Raw genomic sequence first — 16,052 nt, 5'->3', positions numbered from 1 at the left:
ATAATTTTCCATTAGTGACTGTTTTGTTTAATTTATTTGCAGGATAATTATTTTTAAGGCTTAATATAATAGTTAAGAAAAAATAATAAAGGAGAGGTTCTATGCAGAAAAGTAGTGAGCAGAAACGGGAAATGTATGTTGAGGATGAACCTTTTTACGGACTTGAAGAAAAACCGCCTATGATTGAGACTTTATTACTGGGGCTGCAGCATATGCTGGCTATGTTTGTGGGGATTATTACTCCTCCTCTGATTATTGCTGGAGTAGCAGGATTAAATGCAGCGGAAACTGGATTTTTTGTCAGTATGGCACTGATGGTCTCGGGAGTTACTACCTATATTCAGGTGACAAAGATTGGGCCTGTGGGCTCAGGTCTGCTGGCAGTTCATGGTACTTCATTTACTTTTGTGCCGATGGCGATTGCAGCAGCAAGTGAGGGTGGTTTACCTCTAGTTTTAGGAATGGGACTTGCCACTTCTCCAGTTGAAATGATTTTAAGTAGATTTATCAGACAGACCAGAAAAATATTTCCACCGGTTGTAACTGGAACTGTGGTTATGTTAATCGGTCTCGGTCTGATGGAGGTTGGTATTACAGATTTTGGTGGTGGAGCAGGCGCAGAAAACTATGGCGCACCTCAGAATCTAATTTTAGGACTATTTGTCTTAACTATTATTATTATTGCTAATCGTTTTGGTAAGGGTTTAATTAAAGTAGGAGCGGTAGCGATTGGTTTGATTGTGGGATACATAGTTTCTATTCCCCTGGGGCTGGTTAATATGACAGAAGTAGCAAATGCTGGCTGGTTTACTATTCCTCAGCCTTTTAAGTATGGAATGTCATTTCAGTTAAGTCACCTTCTACCCTGGGTAATGGCTTATATAATTACTACTGTGGAATCAATAGGAGATCTAACTGCTGTAGCCGAAGTTTCCGGTGAGGATGTAGCAAATGAACAGCATATAGAAAGACTCAGTGGTGGAATTATGGCTGATGGTGTTGGAAGTGCAATTGCAGCTGTCTTTAATTCACTACCTAACTCAACTTTCAGCCAGAATATTGGAGTTATTCAGATTACAAAAGTAGGAAGTAAAGTAGTAGGAATAGCAGTTGCCGGGATATTATTCTTTCTGGGTCTGGTTCCTAAGATTGGAGCTTTAGTAAGTGTAATGCCCAACCCTGTTTTAGGTGGAGCAACAATTGCTCTTTTTGGAATGGTTGCTACCTCAGGAATGAAAATTGTGACTAAAAATGGTCTGACAGATAGAAAGATTTTTATTTTATCAATTGCTTTAAGTTTCGGGCTGGGAGTAACCTTTAGACCTGATGTTGTGGCCCAGCTGCCAGAAGTTATTTCTACAGTTTTATCATCGGGAATAACTGTTGGAGCTATCATTGCAATTGGTTTAAATTTGCTGCTGCCGGAGAAAGATGAGAAAAAAATCTGTTAATCAGCAAAAAATTGTAATAAAAATCTGTTAATTTGAAATATTTTGTTATATAATAGTAAATAAGAATTAAATAAAGTAAATTTTATTTCATGGACTTTCACCATTTTAACATTTCTCTCAACTAAAATTGAGATAAATGCCGTGACTATTCCTGATTTGCAGATTTAGAGCTGGCAGTAGAAGGCTGTCTGAGCTGGAGCTGTTTGATTAGGGATTTTGGCCGGCAAAAATGGCGGAAGTCCTTCTGTTTAATGGGGTAATTTTAATTATGGAGGTGCAGTAATGGCTTTTAAACATGTCAACAAGGGTGTCAAAAGAGTTGATGCCTATGAAAAGGTTACAGGAAAGGCAAAATTTGGAGCGGATTTAGAATTTGCCAATATGCTCTATGCTAAAGTCTTGAGAACTGAATATCCTCATGCTAAAATTTTAAAAATTGAAACTTCTGAGGCTGAAAAAATGCCGGGAGTAAAAGGAGTATTTACAGCTAAGGATATTCCCAATAATCTTTTTGGAGTTATTGTGCAGGATCAGCAGGTGCTGGCTGAGGATAAGGTAGTGCTGGCTGGCGATGGAGTGGCGATGGTTGTTGCAGAAAGTGAAGCAGAAGCAGCGGCAGCGCTGGAGAAAATCGAGGTTGATTATGAAGAACTGGAAGGAGTTTTTGATCCTTTAGAAGCACGGAAGGAAGGTGCTTTGAAATTACATCCAGAAAAAGAGGATAATCAGGTAATTCATCATCCCCTGCGGAAAGGTGATGTGGAAAAAGGATTTGCAGAAGCAGATGTGGTATTAGAGAGAGAATATACAACACAGTTTATTGAGCATTCCTATCTGGAGCCGGAGGCAGTTGTAGTGGTTCCTAATGAAGACAATCACCTGGTTTCAGTCTATGGCTCGATTCAGAATCCTTATGCAACCAGAAATGCAGTTTCTGCGGTGCTGGAAGTTGAGTTGGCTGATGTCAGAGTTATTCAAAATCATATCGGCGGCTCCTTTGGCGGTAAGGATGAGGTTGTCTCGGCGATGGCTGCTCGGGCAGCAGTGATGGCAATTGCTACAGGTCGGCCGGTCAAAATGGTCAACAGCAGGGAAGAATCTTTTACCGAAAGTTATAAGCGTCATCCCTATCATTTAACATATAAAATTGGAGCGACTAAAGAAGGTAAGCTGACAGCAATGGAGATCGAAGCTGTAGCTGACAGTGGGGGCTATGCCTGTCAGACTCCCTTTGTAACCTGGCGCAGTGTGGTCCAGGCGACAGGGCCCTACGAAGTAGAAAATGTTAAAACTGATACCTATGGTTATTATACCAATAATCCTTATACCGGGGCGATGCGCGGTTATGGTTCCCCTCAGGTTATTTTTGCTCAGGAGTCGCTAATGGATGAGCTGGCAGGAGAACTCGGCCTGGAACCGGTAGAACTGAGGAAAAGAAATATGTATTCGCAGGGATCAGTGACTGCAAGCGGTCAGAAGCTTGATCGGCATACTGTTTCTTTAAATGAAGTTATGGATAAGGCGATGGAGGCCATAGATTACAAAAATAAATATGAAGAATATTCTAAAGAGCAGTCTGGAGATAAGAAGAAAGGAATTGGACTTTCGATTTCCTTTAGAGGCTGTAGTTTAGGAGCTGAGGCAATTGATGCAGCAGCTTCTGTGATTCAGATTAATAAAGACGGTAGTGTGGCTGTCTACAGCGGCCTGGCAGAAAATGGACAGGGTTTAAAAACAATCTTTTCTCAAATGGCAGCTGAGGTTCTGGGTATTCCAATGAGTGAAGTAGAATTTAAAGAGCTGGACACCAGTTTTACTCCAGACAGCGGCTCAACGGTTGCTTCTCGGGCTACTTTAATTGGTGGTAATGCGGTTAAAGATGCAGCTGAAAAGTTGAAGCAGAGAATTATGACTTTTGCTCAGGATAAATATGAATTAGATGCAGAAGTGATGGAATTAAAGGACGGATTTTTGTATGACGGTCAGGGAAACAGACTGGCAACCTTTGCTGATTTAACAGGTGAGATGGGGAATACAGGGATTTTAATGTCAGCTTACGGCTGGTATAAATCTCCACCAATTTCCTGGGATGAAGAAAAAGGCTGTGGAAATCCTTACTTCACCTATGTTTACGGCTGTCAGATAGCTGAGGTTGAAGTTGATACCGGAACCGGTGAGCTGAGTGTGATTAATATGGCGGCAGCTCATGATGTTGGACGAGCCATAAACCCGGAAAATGTAAAAGGTCAGATTTACGGTGGAGTTATGATGGGCTTAGGTTATGGAATTATGGAGGAACTTGAGTTAAGAGATGGAGTGATTCAGGGGACTAACTTCCATGACTATATGATTCCAACCATTAAGGATATGCCTGATATTAAACCGGTGATTGTAGAAAATCCTGATCCTGATGGTCCTTTTGGGGCTAAATCAATTGGAGAGCCGACTTTAGAACTGGGTAGTGCAGCAATAGCAAATGCAGTAGCTCATGCTTCAGGCAAGAGAATTCGTTCTTTACCCCTTAATTTAGAGCGGGTTTTAATTGGTCGTGCTCTGCATAAGGGAGGTAAATAATAATGGTAGAATATCAATTACTGAGAGCTCACAGTTTAGATGAACTATTAGAAATACTTGATCAAAGAGAAAATGTTCAACTTCTTGCTGGTGGAACTGATTTAATGGTTGACCTTCACCATCAGGATCAGAAATTTGATAAGATAGATTATCTGCTTGATATTACAGCTGTAGATGAACTAAAAGGAATTCAGCTTGGAGATAAAAAAGGTGAAATTGGAGCCTTAACTACCCACGCTGAATTGGTAAGTAATCCGGAAATCAAGGAAAAACTGCCCTTTATTGCGGCAGCAGCCAGCAGTATTGGCTCAACTCAAATTAGAAACCGGGCAACTATTGGTGGTAACCTGGCCAATGCAGCAGCCTGTGCGGATTCCTTTTCACCCTTGATTGCTCTGGGAGCAGAAGTAGTCCTGAGGTCAAAGGGGGGAGCCCGCAGAGTATTACTTGAAGATTTTGTGGAGTGGCCCTATCAGACTATAATTAAGCCGGATGAGGTTTTAGAAAAAATAGTTTTTGCGATGCCCCAGGGTGAATATTACAGCAGCTATCAGAAGATTGGGCGCCGCAAGGCTTTAAGTATTTCGAGAATTTCACTGACACTTTTAGCTGAGGTAGAAAATGGCAGAGTAAAGAAAGCTCAGGTAGCATCTGGAGCAGCAACACCTTTTCCTGTACCATTTAGAAAGGTCAATGATTATTTGAATGGTAAAAGCTTTGCGGAAATTGATCCGATTGAAGCTGGAAATATAGCAGCAGATGAGATGGTAGGGATTACCGGAGAAAGATGGTCAACTCCTTATAAACGGCCTGCTCTCGGTAAACTTGTAGAAAGAGCAGTTGAAGATTTACTTGAGGAGGCGGGATATAATGGCTAAGTTAGATGTAGAATTAACAGTTAATGGTGAAAAACATAAATTAAAAGTAGGCAGTCAGGAGAGACTGCTGGATACAATTAGAGAACAGCTGAAGCTGACTGGAACCAAAGAAGGCTGCAGTGTTGGAGAATGTGGTGCCTGTACGGTGATTGTTGATGATCAGGCAGTTAATTCCTGTATGGTGCTCACAGCTCAGGTTGACGGTAGTGAGATTATTACCGTTGAAGGCTTGGAGTCAAAGAGCGGACTCCATCCACTGCAGAAGGCCTTTATTGAAAAACAGGCTGTGCAGTGTGGTTTCTGTACTCCGGGAATGCTGATGTCAGCTCTGGCCTTACTGAATACCAATCCTGAACCAAGCAAAGAAGAGATAAAAACAGCTTTGGAAGGAAATTTGTGCCGCTGTACCGGTTATCAGCAGATAATTGATGCAGTTGAGATGGCAGCTGAAGAATGGGGTGCCTAAAATGGCCAGAATTTTAATAAAAAATGTTAAAGAGATTATTACAATGAATAAAAATAGAGAGCGGCTCAAAAATGCGGATTTACTGATTGAAAATGGAAAAATTACCAGAATGGGTAGAGAAATCGAGGTTGAAGGAGAACTGGACCGAACAATTAACGGGCGCGATTATTTTCTCTTTCCAGGTCTGGTCAACCTGCACCACCACTTTTATCAGGCTCTGACCCGCAATCTGCCTGATGCTCAGGAATCAGAACTTTTTGACTGGCTTAAATATCTTTATCCAATCTGGTCTCGAGTTAATCCAGATGCAGTTTATTATTCAACTCTGCTGGCAGCAGGAGAGCTTTTAAAAACAGGCTGTACAACTACCAGTGACCACTTTTATGTTTTTCCAAAATCACAGCCTGCTAATTTGATTGATAATCAGTTTGAAGCTGCTAAAGAAATCGGGATTCGCTTCCACGGCGCCCGGGGCAGTATGTCTTTAAGTGAAAAAGATGGAGGACTGCCGCCTGATTCAGTAGTGCAGACTGATCAGGAAATTTTAAAAGATTCCAGAAGGGTAATTGAAAAATATCATGACAGCTCACCTTTTGCCATGCAGCGGGTAGCGCTGGCTCCCTGCTCACCTTTTTCAGTGACTGAAGAATTGATGATCGAGTCGGTGGAGTTGGCCCGGGACTATGGAGTTCAGGCTCACACTCATCTGGCAGAAACTAAAGATGAAGAGCAGTTTGTTCTAGAAAAGACAGGGCTCAGACCCTTAGCCTATATGGAAAAATTGGGCTGGGTTGGCAGTGATATCTGGTATGCTCATGGAGTACATTTAAACAGTGATGAGCTGAGTCGAATGGCTGAAACTGGAACCGGAGTTTCGCACTGTCCGGTTTCCAATATGAAGCTCTCTTCGGGAGCAGCAAAGGTGCCGGAGATGATCAAGAAAGGAGTTCCGGTCGGTCTTGGTGTTGACGGTAGTGCCAGCAATGATTCCTCTAATATGATTTTAGAAATGAAGTCGGCCTTTTTGATGCACCGGCTGGTCCACGGGATGAAGTCCATTACTGCTGAAGATGTGCTTGCTTTAGCAACCAATGGCGGTCGTGATGTTTTATCCCAGCCGGAGATTGGCAGTCTCGAAGTCGGTAAGGCTGCAGATATGTTTATGGTCAATTCTAAAAGACTGGGCTTTGCTGGAGGATTATATGATCCAGTTTCTGCAATTATTAATACAGGTGATACCCAGATAGTTGATTATACAATTGTTAATGGTGAAATTGTGGTTGAAGATGGAGAGCTGACAAGAGTTGATGAAGAAGAAATTATAGCAAAGGCTAATTCAATTTCTGCTGAGATGGTTAAAGGCTAAGAAAAGTTTTGAATCAATATTTTTGCCTGAAATAGGATAAATTTATTCCGGCATTAATTTTAAAATTAAACTAAGATTCATATTTTCGTTAAATCAGACTTCCTTCCCGATCAGCACCTCCTGTGCTGCGGTCAGCTAAGAACATCGTGTTCTTAGGTCTGATTTAACTTAATATTCATCAAGTTTAATTAAATAAAATATCTGAGTCATTAAATTTATTCCTATTTCAGTCAAAAACACTTAATAGCTGTTAAACTTTTCTCAGCCTCAATATACAAGCACAGAAATTGAATTATCTTTACTAAATTGAGGGTTAGACTTGTGGTGTTGATTAAAATCTTTATTCAGCAAGAGATTTTAAGCTTTGGTTGAAGTTTTATTAGTCAAAGTAGTGTACATTTATTTTATTAAATTTTCTATCTGAAAAATCAGAAAGAAAGGAGTGGTTTCTTGCTCTTATTAACAAATGGAACAGTGATTACTCATGATCAGGATAATAGAGTTATTAAAAATGGAGCAGTTTTAATCGATGGCGAAGAGATTAAGGCTTTAGGTGAAGCTGAGCTTTTAAAATCTAAGTATCCGGAAGCTGAAATTAAAGATGTTAAAGGTAAAATTATTATGCCAGGGATGATCAATACCCATATGCATATTTACAGTACCTTTGCTCGGGGAATGGATTTAAAGACCGAGCAGCCTCCCCGTCACTTTTTAGAAATCTTAGAGAAAATGTGGTGGAGGGTTGACAGTACTCTTAAAGCTGATGATGTTTATTACAGTGCCCTTTATGCCTTTTTAACCGGCTTAAAACAGGGGGTAACTACAGTTTTTGACCACCACGCAAGCTACGGGCAGGTTAGATACAGTCTTGATTTAATTGCTAAAGCTGTAGAAGAACTCGGAATTCGAGCTGATCTCTGTTATGAGATTTCTGACCGCAATGGACCGGAGCAGTCTCAGGATTCAATTACAGAAAGCGAAAGTTTTTTACGAAAGATTAGGGAGAAAGATATGGACCACTTAAATGGTAGAATTGGCTTACATGCTTCTTTTACCTTAGAGGATGAAACTTTAGAGCAGGTTTCAGATCTGGCAGATGAGTTGGACAGTAGTTTTCATATTCATGTAGCTGAAGGACGAACTGATTTAGAAGACAGCCGATTACGCGGCTACAATGGAGCGGTTAAGCGTCTTGATCAGTATAACATCTGGCGGCCGGGAACAATGGCCATTCATGGAGTGCATCTACAGGAAGGTGAACTGGAGATCTTAAGAGATAATGACTGTTATCTAATCAATAACCCGGAATCAAATATGGGAAATGCTGTTGGAGCAGCCCCTTTAAAAGAAGCGCTGGCTAAAGATTTAAAAGTAGGTCTCGGAACAGATGGTTATACAACTGATATGTTTGAGAGCATTAAGTTCGCCAATTTAATGCTCAAGCATCAGAATCGGGATCCTCGTCTCGGCTGGACTGAAATACCTCAGATGGTTTTTAAAACCAATGCTCAGCTGGCAACTGAGACTTTTGGACCTCAGCTGGGAGTTTTAAAAGAGGGAGCGGCAGCAGATATTATTGTGGTAGATTATAAGCCGCCAACTGAGATCAACAGTGATAATACTTATGCCCATATCTTATTTGGGATTAATGGGGGTATGGTTGATACAACAATTGTAAAAGGAAGAATCTTAATGGAAAATCGGGAGGTGCAGGTAGTTGATGATGAGAAAATCACCCATGAAACAGGAGAACAGGCAGACGATTTCTGGCGCAGATTTTAAAGAATACTTTCAGCCAGAAAATCTTCAAAAAGCCCTGGAAATAAAAGCTGAATATAAAGAAGAGCTCAAAGTGGCAGCAGGATCTACAGATTTACTGGTAGCAAATTATGAAAAACTGCATGAGATTGAATACTGGCTGGATTTGGTAAAGCTGGATGAGCTCAAAGAAATTAAGGTTAAAGACAACAAATTGCATATTGGAGCCATGGTAACTCACCTGGATTTAATGGATTCAGATTTAATTAAGGATAAATTGCCGGTGTTGGCTGCTGCAGCAGAAGATGTTGGTTCACCTCAAATAAGAAGCAGAGGTACAATTGGAGGTAATATCTGTACATCTTCCCCTGCAGGAGATCTTTTAGCACCACTATTAAGCTATGAGGCAAGTTTCAAACTGCAGACAGAGGCTGGAGAAAGAATTGTTAAGGCAGAAGATTTCTTTACCGGTCCTAAAAGAAACTTAATGGAAGCAGATGAGCTTTTAACAGAGATTATAATTCCGATGACTGAAAATAAGAGAGAGGGTGCCTGGATTAAGGTTGGCCGCCGCAAAGCCCTTGTTATTTCTACTCTGACCCTTGCTGTTGTAATGGAGTTTGAAGGAGAAAAAATAGTTAAAGCTGGTGTGGCAATGGGTTCAGTTGCTCCAACTCCAGTCAGGCTTAAGGGGATAGAAGCGGTGATGATTGATCAAACACTTAAAGACCTTGATTATAAAGCGCTGGGAAAAGAAGTTAAATCCAGTATCAATCCGATAGATGACTTAAGAGGAACTAAAGAATATCGAGAAGATGTGGCAGTAGATGTGATGGTTAGAGCTTTAAATGAAATAGAAAGGAAGGTGAGCAGCTGATGCAGATAACTATAACAGTTAATGGAGCCAAAAGAGAATTGGAAGTTACTCCCTATACCAGGCTGCTCGATCTGTTGAGAGAAGATTTAGGGCTAACCGGTGTCAAAGAAGGCTGTGGTAAAGGTGAATGTGGTGCCTGTACTGTAATTATGAATGGAGAACTGACCGCTTCCTGTTTGGTACCTGCTCCCCAGGCCGATCAGGCTGAGATTGTAACCGTAGAAGGGCTGGGCACAAAGGATGATTTGCATCCAATTCAGGAATCATTTGTGGAAGCCGGTGCAGTGCAGTGTGGTTACTGTATTCCAGGAATGGTTCTGGCAAGCAAAAGACTGCTGGATGAAAAACCTAAACCAACAGAAAAAGAAGTCCGCTATGGTCTTTCCGGCAATATCTGCCGCTGTACCGGTTATGCAAAGATTATCGATGCTGTAATGCTGGCAGCAGATAAACTTGCAGTTGAAGGAAGTGATAGTAATGACTGATCAGAATAAGAGAATTAAAGATTATTTCTGTAAACATACTACTCGCTGTACAATTGAAGGAGTAAAAAAGAGCAAACGTTTTGTCGGGCATGATATTTTGAAAGCAGATGCCTGGGATAAAGTAACTGGAGAGGCAGTTTATCCTGATGACATCAGCTTTGATGATATGCTGCATATTAAAATCAAAAGGGCAGTTCACCCCCATGCAATTTTAAAAGATATTGATATTTCTCGAGCTAAAAAAGTTCAGGGAGTAGTTGATATCATTGTTGCTGAAGATATTCCGGATGTAAGGCAGTTCGGCCTTATTATTAGAGACCAGCCGGTTTTAATTGCACCCGGAGAAAAGATGCGCTATATGGGGGATGCTCTGGCGATTATAGTTGCCGAAACTAAAGAGGCCGCAAAAAAAGCCAGAGATTTAATTCAGGTTAAAGTAGAAGAATTAGAAGTGATTACTGATCCCTTCCGAGCCATGGAAGCTGATGCTCCAAATATTCACCCTGATGGAAATATAGTAATTACCCATCATTTAAATCGGGGCGATGTTGATGAAGCTTTTAAAAATTCAGCCATTGTAGAAGAAAATCGCTATCAGACACAGTTTATCGATCAGCTGCCGATGCAGAATGAAGCTGGAGTTGCCCTCTATGATGAGCGGCACGGAGTAGTTGATATCTGGGCTGCAACCCAGTGGCTGCATGATACTCAGGCTGATGTTGCCCAGTCACTGCGTCTCTCTAAGGATCAGGTTAGGATAATCCAGCCAACAATTGGAGGAGCCTTTGGTAAAAAAGAGGATGTTTCAGTTCATATTCACCTGGCAATAGCAGCCATGCGGACTGGTAGACCGGTTAAACTCTGTTTTACCAGAGAAGAGTCAATGATTACCCAATCCAAGCGCCATCCAATTACAATTATTAATAAAACTGGTGTTGACCGGGATGGTTATTTAACAGCCTGGGAGACCAAGTTTGTTGGAGATACGGGAGCCTATGCTTCCAGTGGGCCGGCGGTTGTGCACAAAGGAATGTATCATGCTACAGGGCCTTATAACTGCCCTAATCTGCGTGGAGTTTCTCATGCTGTTTATACAAATAACACTTATGCCGGTGCGATGCGCGGTTTTGGTACTGCTCAGGGAGCTTTCGCCTATGAGCAGCAGATGGATATTCTGGCTCATAAATTAAATATAGACCCTGCAGAATTTAGACTAAAAAATATTTATCAAAAGGATTCAATAACTCCTAACGGTCAGCAGCTTACTCACAGTGTGAATGCAGAAGAAACAATTAAAAGAGTGATGGAGCTCAGTGACTGGAAAGGGGGCAGAAAATAATGAAAAAATTTGGACGAGGAATGGCAACAATTATGTTTGGTTTTGGTTATGGAGAGGGATTTCCTGACCATTCAATTGCCTCAATAGAAATTAAAGAAGACGAGCGGATAGTAATCAGAACTGCAGCTGCAGATGTTGGTCAGGGAGTAATTACTACAGTAATTCAGATTGCAGCTGAGATTTTAAGAATTAATCCTAACTACTTTGAGGTAGTACAGGGTGATACCCATAAAACGAAAAATTCAGGTTCAACTTCTGCTACCAGACAGACCTATTTTACCGGTAATGCTGTAAAAAAAGCAGCAGAAGATATGCTGGCCAATCTTTACCATTACGGCAGTCTGGAGTTCCGCAGCAACCATCCTGAGATTGCGATTGAAGACGGCAGAATTTATATGTATGATGATCCTGATGATTATATAAGCTACTGGGAAATGGCAGAGAGAGTTAAAGAAAGAGGCGAAAAACTGGAAGCTGAGGGAAGTTTCTTTCCTGTAACCTATAGTCCGGATGAAAACGGACAGGCTGATAAAGTTTATGTAGCCTATACCTTCCTTTCTCAGGTAATTGATATTGAAATTGATACTGACACGGGAACTATTGATCTTTTAGATGTTTATTCTGCTATTGATCTTGGGAAAGCAATTAATCCTAAAAATGTTGAAGGTCAGATTGAAGGTGGAACAGTTCAGGGACTTGGTATGGGAATGATGGAAGACCAGGTGATCCGCAATGGTAAGACCCTAAATGCAGGCATGACAGACTACCTGGTGCCGACAAGTGTTGATGTTCCTAAATTTAAACATTATCTGGTTGAAGAAGAGGACTCTGAAGGACCATTTGGGGCCAAAGGTGTTGGAGAGCCAACTTTAATTGCGGCAGCACCGGCACTGGCCAATGCAGTTTATGATGCAATTGGAGTCAGATTTTTTGAGCTGCCGATCAGTCCTTCTAAAATTAAAAAAGCTCTGAAGGAAAAAGAGAAGGAAGAAAATAGCTAATGGCAAATAATTATTTAATTACTGGAGCTAAAGGGGTCGGTAAGTCAACACTGCTGGCCCGGCTGCTTCAGGAACTCGATCTAAAAACAGCTGGGTTTTCAGTGGCGAGAATTAATGCGGCAGATGGTAAGCCGCTGTTATTTGAGCTAAGGCAGGCAGCTGAGTTAAAAGAAAAAGGTGCAGAAGCATTAAAAAATCAGGCTGCAGCTGATTTTTCTGCTGCAGAAAAAGTAAAGGAAGATCAGGCAGAGGCCAAAAGATGTCAGGAAACTTTTGAAATTTTCAATGGAGCACCGGAGACTTTAAGCCTTTCGGCAGCTGCAGGAAAATCACTTAAATTATTAAGATATCCGAAAATTTTTGCCTATCGAGAAAATACTGAAGCTAAATTTACTCTAAAAGCTGAAGTTTTTGATAATCTGGGGGTTGAATTGTTAAGAGAATCGGCTGAGCTGATAGTAATGGATGAGCTGGGGCGCTTTGAATTAGAGGCCGCTAAATTTCAAAAAGAAGTTTTTTCTCTACTCGCTTCAGAAAAAATTGTTATTGGAGTTATAAAAGCTGAAGAGAACCCATTTCTGGATAAAATCAGGCAGCGAAATGATATAGAGATTTATCAGTTAAATGAGGACGACCAGGAGCAGAGGGCAGTGATCTTAAATAAGATTTTAGAAAATTTAAAAATATACAAACAGGAGAGTGAATAAAATGGCTGACATAAGTGTTAAACTTTTTGATATGACTTTAAAAAACCCGGTAATGCCGGCAGCTGGGCCACCAATTAAGGATGCTGAAATGGCCAAAAAAGCAAAAGAAGGTGGAACAGGTGCAATAGTAACCAAAACAATTTCGACTGAGGCAGCTGAAGTACCGCGTCCCAATATGGCTCAGACCAGAGGAGGTTTTATGAATACTGAGCTCTGGTCAGAAATGGGACCTGAGCACTGGCTTAAAAATGAATACCCTGAGATTAAAAATTTGGGTCTGCCAGTAATAGTTGGTCTTGGTTACAGTGCCGAGCAGATTAATGAGCTGGTTCAAAAGACAGATCCCTATGCAGATGCCTTTGAGCTTTCAACTCATTATCTGGGCAGTGATACTTCACCAGTTGTAGAGAGTATTAAGGCTGCCAAAAAGGCAACTGATAAACCGGTGATGGTTAAATTAAGCCCCCAGATTGACATCCCCAAATTTGCAAAAGCTGCTGAGGATGCAGGAGCTGATGGCCTGGTTTTAATCAACTCTTTTGGTCCAACCCTTGATTTTAACATCGACAGTGGGAAACCGCTGATGGGGAGTGAAGATGGATACGGCTGGCTTTCGGGAGAGGCAATATTCCCGCTGGCTTTAAGAGCTGTTTTTCAGGCAGTAAAAACTGTTGAGATACCAGTTCTAGCAGTTGGTGGTATTTCTACCGGAGAAGATGCTGTTAAGATGATTATGGCTGGAGCTCAGGCAGTTCAGACCTGTACAGCCGCTATTTTAAAAGGACCCAAAATTTATGGAAAAATTGCTGCAGAAATTGATCAGTACTTAGAGGAACATGGTTATGACAATTTAGATCAGATCAGAGGATTGGCTCAAAAGAAAGCACCCGAAAAAGCAAATTACAAAACTAAAGTCCCAGAGATTATTAGAGAAAACTGTACCGGCTGCCGTCTCTGCATTACTAGCTGTGTTTATGATGCGAATTATCTTGATGATGATAATAAGATTGTTATTGAGGCAGCAAAATGTGCTGGCTGCGGACTCTGTGTTACCCGCTGCAATTTTGATGCTTTAAAACTGGCCTGATAAAAGAAAAGAGAAAGGGGGGAGTTTATGCTGAGAAAAGAATTATTAAGGCAGGCCCGCGGTCTGGAAAAAGCAGATAAAGTCTTTAAGAATGCAACAATTGTTGATGTTTTTAATGAAAGACTGATTGAAAATGATATTGCTGTTGCTGATGGAATTATTATTGGAGTTGGAGATTATGAAGGAAAAGAAGAGGTTGATCTTGGAGGCAGAATTGTAACTCCCGGTTTGATTGACGCTCATCTTCATCTTGAATCCTCAATGACCAATGTTGATGAGTTTGCCCGGGTGATTATTCCCAGGGGGACGACGACTATAGTTGCTGACCCCCATGAGATTGCTAATGTTGCAGGACTGACAGGGATTAGATATTTACTCAAAGCTGGTAATGCCCAGCCCTGGAATTTTAATCTAATGCTCCCTTCCTGTGTTCCGGCTTCAAAATTTGAAAACTCAGGCGCAGAACTTTCAGCCGCTGACTTAAAAACTCTGATTGATGAAGAGGGGATTTTTGGTCTGGGTGAGGTAATGGATTTCCCATCGGTTATTAGTGGAGATAAGGGAATCTGGGATAAAATTGAAATGGCTTCAGATTTATTTAAGGATGGTCATTCACCCGGGCTTTCGGAAAAAGATTTAAACGCCTATTTGCTGGCTGGAATCCAGGCTGATCATGAGGCAACAACGGCTGAGGAAGCCAGAGAAAAAGTTTCTAAGGGAATGTATATTATGATTCGTGAGGGCTCAGTAACCAGAGATTTAGTCAGCTTGCTCCCGGCTGTAAACAGCAGCAACTCTTCCCGTTTTATGTTTGCAACTGATGACAGGCATCCTGGTGATTTAATTAAAGAAGGTCAGATTGATTTTGCTGTCCGAAAAGCAATTCAGTATGGTCTTTCACCTCTGCGGGCTGTTAAACTGGCGACTATCAATGCTGCTCAGGCACTGGGAATTAAAAAACTGGGTGCAGTTGCTCCCGGCTATAAAGCTGATCTGCTGGTCTTTGATAATCTGCGAGAATTTGAAGTCAAAAAGGTTTATAAGGACGGCAGACTGGTTGCTGAAGATGGAACTCTGCTCAAGTCAATTGATGATAAAATTTCTCTGGATAAAGAAGATTTTATGAATAAAGAAATTGAAGAAAAAATATTTAACTCAGTTAAAATTGGCGATATTTCTGAAAGTGATTTTAGACTACCTGCTGCTAAAAAATATCGGGTAATTGAACTGATTAAAGATCAGGTAGTTACAGGAGAATCAGTTTATCATACAGAAGCTGAATACGAGGATGAGCCGCCTGCAATCGAGCTGATTGGACACAATTTGGTTAAGCTGGCTGTTGTCGAAAGGCATCATAAAACAGGCAATGTTGGCCTGGGGCTTTTGCGCAACTTTGGTCTCCGGCGGGGTGCGATTGCAACTTCTATCGGCCATGATGCCCACAATATAGTTGTAGCAGGTGTTGGAGCTAAAGATATGGAACTTGCTGTTCGAGAAATCGAAAAGATGCAGGGGGGACTGGTGATTGTTGTTAACGGCAAAGTCGAAGAATCTCTGCCGCTTCCTGTTGCAGGATTAATGGCAGTTAAATCTGTGAAAGAGGTAGCAAATCGTTTGAATAAAATGAGGGATATAGCAAATGGACTTGGAGTTAACAGGGATGGACCATTTATGACCCTTTCCTTTATGGCTCTGACTGTGATTCCAGAACTTAAATTAACTGACCAGGGTTTATTTGATGTAAGTAAGTTTGAAAAAGTAGAGTTAATTATTGAGTAGAATTTTATAAGTTTCAAAGCCTATTTAAAATAATGTATTTATGTATTTTTATGGTCTGACTTCAAAACTTTATTGACAAGCTGCTCAAGTTTATCTATAATAATAGATGGAATTGAAGTTAAATCATTATTCTTTAAAATATGTAAATAATTATCAGTTTAAATAAAATTTAAATAGGCCTCGTATAATTGTGATGATATGGTTCACAAGTTTCTATTGTCAGCCGATAACTGACAACTATGAGGGAAGTAGATTAGAACTGCTCCAGATAATTTTAAAATATC

Annotated in this window: 13 protein-coding genes and 1 riboswitch; all 13 genes read left to right on the top strand. The window is 40.9% G+C overall.

Annotated features, from left to right (window positions below):
* Nucleotides 1-101 precede the first annotated feature (101 nt).
* The 13 genes from C8C76_RS02155 (at nt 102) to ade (ending at nt 15,768) form a co-directional block, all read left to right on the top strand.
* Entirely contained in the window at nt 102-1,451 is a 1,350-nt protein-coding gene (locus tag C8C76_RS02155) for a uracil-xanthine permease family protein (RefSeq protein ID WP_258222404.1), read from the top strand.
* Nucleotides 1,452-1,733: 282 nt separating this feature from the next.
* A complete protein-coding gene (locus C8C76_RS02150) occupies nt 1,734-4,025 on the top strand; it encodes a xanthine dehydrogenase family protein molybdopterin-binding subunit (protein WP_108138234.1) in 2,292 nt (763 codons plus the stop codon).
* A gap of 2 nt (nt 4,026-4,027) precedes the next feature.
* A complete protein-coding gene (locus C8C76_RS02145; RefSeq protein WP_108138232.1) occupies nt 4,028-4,903 on the top strand; it encodes an FAD binding domain-containing protein in 876 nt (291 codons plus the stop codon).
* The gene (locus tag C8C76_RS02140; protein WP_108138230.1) at nt 4,896-5,369 is read left to right on the top strand and encodes a (2Fe-2S)-binding protein; all 474 of its coding nucleotides are present in this window, start codon (nt 4,896-4,898) and stop codon (nt 5,367-5,369) included. The genes C8C76_RS02145 and C8C76_RS02140 overlap by 8 nt, the downstream gene beginning before the upstream one ends.
* Nucleotide 5,370: 1 nt before the next feature.
* Complete coding sequence (locus tag C8C76_RS02135) at nt 5,371-6,735, top strand: 8-oxoguanine deaminase (protein WP_108138228.1); 1,365 nt, start codon at nt 5,371-5,373, stop codon at nt 6,733-6,735.
* 450 nt (nt 6,736-7,185) lie between these two features.
* The gene (gene ssnA / locus C8C76_RS02130) at nt 7,186-8,517 is read left to right on the top strand and encodes a putative aminohydrolase SsnA (protein ID WP_108138226.1); all 1,332 of its coding nucleotides are present in this window, start codon (nt 7,186-7,188) and stop codon (nt 8,515-8,517) included.
* Nucleotides 8,456-9,370: an FAD binding domain-containing protein gene (locus tag C8C76_RS02125; RefSeq protein ID WP_108138224.1), complete on the top strand. Its 915-nt coding sequence runs from the start codon at nt 8,456-8,458 to the stop codon at nt 9,368-9,370. Before ssnA ends, C8C76_RS02125 begins: the two co-directional genes overlap by 62 nt.
* Nucleotides 9,370-9,855 carry a (2Fe-2S)-binding protein gene (locus tag C8C76_RS02120; RefSeq protein WP_108138222.1) on the top strand — a complete coding sequence of 162 codons (486 nt, stop codon included), beginning with the start codon at nt 9,370-9,372 and terminating at the stop codon, nt 9,853-9,855. The genes C8C76_RS02125 and C8C76_RS02120 overlap by 1 nt, the downstream gene beginning before the upstream one ends.
* Entirely contained in the window at nt 9,848-11,194 is a 1,347-nt protein-coding gene (locus C8C76_RS02115; RefSeq protein ID WP_108138220.1) for a xanthine dehydrogenase family protein molybdopterin-binding subunit, read from the top strand. The genes C8C76_RS02120 and C8C76_RS02115 overlap by 8 nt, the downstream gene beginning before the upstream one ends.
* Nucleotides 11,194-12,195 (top strand): xanthine dehydrogenase family protein molybdopterin-binding subunit, encoded by a 1,002-nt coding sequence (locus tag C8C76_RS02110; protein ID WP_108138218.1) that lies wholly within the window; start codon nt 11,194-11,196, stop codon nt 12,193-12,195. The genes C8C76_RS02115 and C8C76_RS02110 overlap by 1 nt, the downstream gene beginning before the upstream one ends.
* Nucleotides 12,195-12,902 (top strand): nucleoside-triphosphatase, encoded by a 708-nt coding sequence (locus C8C76_RS02105; RefSeq protein ID WP_108138216.1) that lies wholly within the window; start codon nt 12,195-12,197, stop codon nt 12,900-12,902. Before C8C76_RS02110 ends, C8C76_RS02105 begins: the two co-directional genes overlap by 1 nt.
* Before the next feature lies 1 nt (nt 12,903).
* Nucleotides 12,904-13,989, top strand: a complete 1,086-nt coding sequence (locus C8C76_RS02100) for an alpha-hydroxy-acid oxidizing protein (RefSeq protein ID WP_108138214.1) — start codon at nt 12,904-12,906, stop codon at nt 13,987-13,989.
* Nucleotides 13,990-14,016: 27 nt separating this feature from the next.
* Complete coding sequence (ade, locus tag C8C76_RS02095; protein WP_108138212.1) at nt 14,017-15,768, top strand: adenine deaminase; 1,752 nt, start codon at nt 14,017-14,019, stop codon at nt 15,766-15,768.
* A 160-nt stretch (nt 15,769-15,928) separates the two neighbouring features.
* Nucleotides 15,929-16,028: riboswitch (purine riboswitch) on the top strand.
* Nucleotides 16,029-16,052 lie beyond the last annotated feature (24 nt).

The organism is Halanaerobium saccharolyticum (assembly GCF_003053565.1).
GTDB classification, from domain to species: Bacteria; Bacillota; Halanaerobiia; order Halanaerobiales; family Halanaerobiaceae; genus Halanaerobium; species Halanaerobium saccharolyticum_B.
The sequence above is the reverse complement of the archived record's forward strand: the minus strand, read 5'-3'. Positions and strand labels throughout refer to the sequence as shown.